General features: G+C 68.2%; 8 protein-coding genes. All 8 read right to left on the bottom strand.

Annotation, left to right across the window (positions count from 1 at the left end; genetic code table 11):
- Nucleotides 1-211: 211 nt before the first annotated feature.
- Nucleotides 212-655 (bottom strand): 50S ribosomal protein L9, encoded by a 444-nt coding sequence (rplI, locus tag D7X96_RS38600; RefSeq protein ID WP_014395238.1) that lies wholly within the window; start codon nt 653-655, stop codon nt 212-214.
- 30 nt (nt 656-685) lie between these two features.
- Nucleotides 686-1093, bottom strand: a complete 408-nt coding sequence (gene rpsR / locus D7X96_RS38595; RefSeq protein WP_120524744.1) for a 30S ribosomal protein S18 — start codon at nt 1091-1093, stop codon at nt 686-688.
- 50 nt (nt 1094-1143) lie between these two features.
- On the bottom strand, nt 1144-1623 hold the full coding sequence (gene rpsF / locus D7X96_RS38590; protein ID WP_120553095.1) for a 30S ribosomal protein S6: 480 nt from the start codon (nt 1621-1623) through the stop codon (nt 1144-1146).
- A gap of 265 nt (nt 1624-1888) precedes the next feature.
- Nucleotides 1889-2464 carry an aminoacyl-tRNA hydrolase gene (pth, locus tag D7X96_RS38585; RefSeq protein ID WP_120553096.1) on the bottom strand — a complete coding sequence of 192 codons (576 nt, stop codon included), beginning with the start codon at nt 2462-2464 and terminating at the stop codon, nt 1889-1891.
- Between the two features lie 108 nt (nt 2465-2572).
- Nucleotides 2573-3259 carry a 50S ribosomal protein L25/general stress protein Ctc gene (locus D7X96_RS38580; protein ID WP_120553097.1) on the bottom strand — a complete coding sequence of 229 codons (687 nt, stop codon included), beginning with the start codon at nt 3257-3259 and terminating at the stop codon, nt 2573-2575.
- A gap of 194 nt (nt 3260-3453) precedes the next feature.
- Nucleotides 3454-4407, bottom strand: coding sequence for a ribose-phosphate pyrophosphokinase (locus tag D7X96_RS38575; RefSeq protein WP_120553098.1), 954 nt, complete (start codon nt 4405-4407; stop codon nt 3454-3456).
- A 42-nt stretch (nt 4408-4449) separates the two neighbouring features.
- Nucleotides 4450-4749, bottom strand: coding sequence for a septation regulator SpoVG (gene spoVG / locus D7X96_RS38570; protein ID WP_120553100.1), 300 nt, complete (start codon nt 4747-4749; stop codon nt 4450-4452).
- Nucleotides 4750-4865: 116 nt separating this feature from the next.
- Nucleotides 4866-5237 (bottom strand): DUF5658 family protein, encoded by a 372-nt coding sequence (locus D7X96_RS38565; protein WP_120553099.1) that lies wholly within the window; start codon nt 5235-5237, stop codon nt 4866-4868.
- Between the last annotated feature and the right edge of the window lie 113 nt (nt 5238-5350).

Below are 5350 nucleotides of genomic sequence, written 5' to 3'. Positions count from 1 at the left end.
GGTGGCGGCGCTCATGCGGTGGGACCTCCAGGCGGTGTCCGCGGCTGAGATACCCACGGGGGACGCGCTGGCTCCACGCGGATGCCGTGGAACGGACCGGGCGCGGCGCGAAGCGGACGCAACAGGGCCCGCCAGACGCGAAAAGGGCCGCCCGGTTGCCCGGACGGCCCTCTTGCTTGAAGCGATGGAGCGCTTCAGGTGAAGCGGTGGACTACTCGGCCACCACGTCGACCTTGATCTTCGCCGTCACCTCGCGGTGCAGGCGCAGCTCCACGTCGTAGCTGCCCAGCGACTTGATGGGCTCGGCCAGGTGCAGCTGGCGGCGATCCACCTGCTGGCCCTGGGCCGCGAGCGCCTCGGCGATGTCCAGCACCGTGACGGAGCCGAACAGCTTGTCCTGCTCGCCCACCTTGCGCTTGATGGTGACCTTGACGGCGCCCAGCTTCTTGGCCTGCTCGTCGGCGGCGCCCTTCAGCTTGGCGTTGCGCGCCGTCTGCACGGACTTCTCGTGCTCCAGCTGACGCAGGTTCTGCTCGCTGGCCAGGACCGCCTTCTTGCGCGGCAGCAGGAAGTTGCGGCCGAAGCCGTCCTTCACCGTGACGAGCTCGCCGGACTTGCCGAGGTTGTCGATGTCCTCACGCAGAATGACCTTCATGTTTCTGTCTCCTGTGTTGCGGACCGGCGACTAGCCGACCACTGCGTTGTAGGGGAGGAGCGCGATGCCGCGGGCGCGCTTGATGGCCACCGCCACCTCACGCTGGTGCTTCGCGCAGTTGCCGGAGATGCGGCGGGGGATGATCTTGCCGCGCTCGGTGACGAAGTACTTCAGCGTCGCCTGGTCCTTGAAGTCCACCGACGCGTTCTTCTCCGCGCAGAACCGGCAGACCTTCTTGCGGCCGAAGCCGCGACCACCGCGCTTGTCGTCGTCGCCGCCCATGCCGCCGCGGTCGCCACGATCACCACCACGGTCGCGGTCACCGCCGCGATCACCGCCACGGTCGCCACCGCGCGAACCGCCGCCGTAGCCGCCACCGCCACCACCGGGGCCGCGGGAAGCGCCCGCGCCCTGCTTGCTATCCATGCCGTTGCTCATGAACGTTCTCGTTTCCTGGAAGGTTGGGGGAATGACCCGTCAGAAGAGGCTTACGCCTCCTCCGGGGAATCCTCTTCCGAATCGACAGCCGCGAACTCCGGGGCCTCGCTCCGGAAGCCGCCACCCTCGCGCTCGGCGGGAGCGCCCGGACGGGTCTCCTCGACGTCGCCGGCCAGCTTCAGGTCCTCGAGCACCGGACGCGACTCGGGGTCCACCTCGTCCGCGATCTTCACGGAGATGTAGCGGGTGACCTCGTCGATGTTGCGCAGGTTGCGCTCGATTTCCGCCACCAGCTTGCCGTCACCCAGGAAGCTGGTGTGGACGTAGATGGCGCGCGGCTGCTTGGCGACGGGGAACAGGGTCTTCTTCTTCCCCCACACCGTGAAGCGGAGGACCTTGCCGCCCTCACGCGAAACGATGCCGCGGACGCGCTCCTTCAGCTTGTCCACGTTGTCGTCGGTCAGGTCCGGCTTGACCAGGAAGATGGTCTCGTACTCACGAAGCCGCTTGGCGGCCTGCGTCTCTGCCATGTTTCTCTCCCCTTGGGGTCGAGTGCCCTCCGGACCATCCGGAGAGCGGGGAAACGGCCGGTAGCCCTCGAAGGCCACCACCGGGGACGGGAAATCCTCTCGCGCGCCCGTCACCGTCGCGCCTTGGCCCGTGCGTGAACACGGGAAGCTTTGAAAGAACATCCACCGGAGAATGCGTGGGACGCACTCCGGGGGAAGGGGCTTCTAAGAGGACCCCTCCTGGAAAGTCAAGCGAAGGGAGGAGGGCAAGCGGCCGGCCGGCGCTTCAGGCCCGGCGGTTGTGGCGGTTCATCGCCGTGGCGAGCCCGTCCCGCACCCAGCTCTCCGCCATGTCCGCCGCCTTGCCAATGAGCTCCTCCAGCTGGCGGCGCTCACCGTCGTCGAAGTTGGACAGGACGTAGCCCGCCACGCGCTCCTTGGCGTTGGGGCCCTCCGGCTTGCCAATGCCCACCCGCACGCGGATGAAGGCGTCCTCGCCCAGGCACTGCACCATGCTCTTGAGGCCGTTGTGCCCGCCCGCGCCGCCGCCCGCCTTGAGCTGCAGCCTCCCGAAGGGCAGGTCCAGCTCGTCGTGCACCACCAGCACGTCCTGCACGGCGACCTTGTAGAAGCGCGCGGCCTCCGCCACGGAGCGGCCGGACAGGTTCATGAACGTCTGCGGCTCCACGAAGAGGATGCGCTCGCCGCCCAGGCTGCCCTGGCCCACCCGCGCCTGGAACTTGTCCTGGGTGAGCTCCGCGCGGGCGCGCGCGAGCAGCGCGTCCACCACCATGAACCCGACGTTGTGGCGGTGGCGCTCGTACTCGCGCCCGGGGTTGCCCAGCCCGCAGATGAGCTTCATGGAAGGCTCCGAACCCAAGGCCCCACGAAGCGAGGCCGGAAAAGACAGCGGGGCAGGCCCTGGAAGAGGCCCGCCCCGCGAAAGGAGACACCGGACGGCGGAAGGGGACTACTTCTTCGCCGGGGCCTTCGCCGCGGCCGCGGGGGCCGCCTTCGCGTCGCCCGCCGGAGCCGCCTTGCCCGCCGCCGCAGGAGCAGCAGCCGCCGCGGCCGCCGCCGGAGCCGCCTCCGCCGCTTCCGGCGCGGAGAGCACCGCGATGGTGTAGTTGACGTGCGTCTTCACGGACACGCCCTCGGGGAGCTTCACGTCGTTGACGTGGATGGCTTCCGCGATCTTCAGGTTGGTGACGTCCACTTCAATCTGGAGCGGGATGGCGCCGGGGAGCGCCCAGACCTCCAGGTTGCGGCGGATCTGGGTGAGCAGACCGCCGTCCGCCACGCCCGCGGCCTTGCCGGTGAGCACCACGGGGAGGTTCACCTTGACCTGCTCCTTGTCGGTCACGGCGATGAAGTCCGCGTGCAGGATGTCGCGGGTCAGCGGATCCATCTGGTAGTCCTTCAGGAGGACCTGCTGATCATTGCCCGCCAGCTTCAGCTGGATGAGCGTGTTCAGCTTGTGCGGCGTGTTGATGGCCGCGCGCATGGCCTTGGGGTCCACGGAGATGTGGATCGGCGCCTTCAGGTGCTTGCCGTAGACGACGGCGGGAACCTGGCCGGACGCACGCAGGCGGCGGGCAACGCCCTTGCCGGAGTTGTCGCGGGCCTGCGCTTCGAGGGTGCTCTTGTCGGTGGCCATGGAAGAAAGCTCTTTTCAGTGGGGACTGCGGGGTTCACCGGCGTCCTGGGCGCCCTCGGCATCCCACCCCCATGGTGGGCCCCGAAGACGGCGCCCGGGCCGTGTGAAGGGCCCATGGAACCGGTGGAGGGGGCCGGACATGCCAGCCCCAAGGGTCCTTCGTCAAGCCGCCCGGCTTCCGGGCGGACTTGTGCCTAGACGAACAGCGAGCTCAGCGAGTCCGCGCGGTGGATGCGCGCGATGGCCTCCCCGAAGAGGGCGTCCGTCTGCAGGGCGCGGATCTTCGGGCACGCCTTGGCGTTGGCCGCCAGCGGCACCGTGTCCGTGAAGACGACCTCCTCCAGGACGGAGTCGGTGATGCGCTGGATGGCCGGGCCGGAGAGGATGGGGTGCACCGCGTACGCGAGCACCCGGCGCGCGCCCTTGTCCTTCAGCGCGAGCGCCGCCTGGGCGAGCGTGCCCGCGGTGTCCACCATGTCGTCCACCAGGATGGCGTCCTTGCCCTTCACGTCGCCAATGAGGTTCATGACCTCCGAGGCGTTGGGGCGCGGGCGGCGCTTGTCGATGATGGCCAGGCCCGTGTTCAGCCGCTTGGAGTAGGCGCGCGCGCGCTCCACGCCGCCGGCGTCCGGGCTGACGATGACCAGCTCGCTCGACTCCGGGAAGCGCTTGCGGATGTCCTCCAGGAACACCGGCGAGCCATAGAGATGGTCCGAGGGCATGTTGAAGAAGCCCTGGATCTGCCCGGCGTGCATGTCCATGGAGACGACGCGGTTGACCCCCGCGACCTCCAGCATGTCCGCCACCAGCTTCGCGGTGATGGGCGTGCGGGCGGCCACCTTCCGGTCCTGCCGCGCGTACCCGTAGTACGGCATCACCGCGGTGATGGAGCCGGCGCTCGCCCGCTTGAGGGCGTCGCACATGATGAGCAGTTCCATCAGGTGGTGGTTCGTCGGCGGGCACGTGGACTGGACGATGAAGACGTCCTGTCCACGCACGTTCTCGCCGATCTCGACGTGGATCTCCCCGTCGGAAAACGTGTCCACCGTCGCCTTGCCCAGGGGACGCTGGAGGTACTCGCAGATGCGCTGCGCCAACGCCGGGTTGGAGTTCCCGGCGAACACCTTGAAGTCACGCGACGGCTGCATGGGGGCGCTGACTAACCCGTGCGCGCCCCGAAGGGAAGTTCGTTAGTCGAGTTCCGCGGCCACGGGGCCAAGCGTCCCGTCCTGCGCCTGGTGAAGGTGTTTCTCGTACTCAATCAGGATGACGCGCTCCATCTGGCTTCGCGTGTCCGCGTTCAACGGATGGGCGATGTCCTTGTAGGTCCCGTCCTTCCGTTTTTTCGCGGGCATCGCGATGAAGAGCCCGGTGGAGCCGTGGATCACCTTTAAGTCGCGCACGACGAAGCAGTGATCCAGGGTGATGGTGACGTACGCCTTGAGCTTGTCCTCTTCGACCGGAAACACCCGGACGTCGGTGATGTTCATGGTCCCCCCCCGAACCTGGAAGGCCGGAGCTATGGGGAAGCCTGGGACAGACCGGAGGTGAAAAGCAAGCACCCCCTACCTGCCGCGCCGGGGACCGTTCACTGGGCCCTAAGCCGTCATGCCCCGAAGGGCCAGTGACTCACCAGGTGGGTGAGGAAGGCCAGGTGGTAGACGACGATGATGGCGTAGACGACGGCGCCCGCGCGGATGGCGAAGCGGCTGGCCTTGAGCCGGCGGTGCAGGCACAGCAGGCACAGCCCCGCGTTCACGATGAGCAGCTTGGAGAACATGAAGAGCAGCGGTGACTGCTCGTACGCCACGCGCATCACCGGGTTGAGTTCCTCCGCCACCCCCAGCTGCAGGAAGAGCAGCGTGAACAGCCCGTCCAGCAGGTTCAGCATGAGCAGCGCCACCGAAGCCGGTGACGTGTAGAAAGAAGCCTGCTGCGCCCAACTCCCCGCCTGCACCCCATCCGCCGTCGCCGCCACGCCCCACCCCCAAGGTTCCCGTCCTGCTACCCGGGGCTGGGGTTATTCAAATCCCTTGCCAGGGTTTCGCGGGGCTTTCCGGGAGCAGCCGGGCAGGCGGCCGGGGCGGGGGG

Source organism: Corallococcus interemptor (assembly GCF_003668875.1).
GTDB classification, from domain to species: Bacteria; Myxococcota; Myxococcia; order Myxococcales; family Myxococcaceae; genus Corallococcus; species Corallococcus interemptor.
This window is presented reverse-complemented; position numbering and strand designations above follow the sequence as displayed.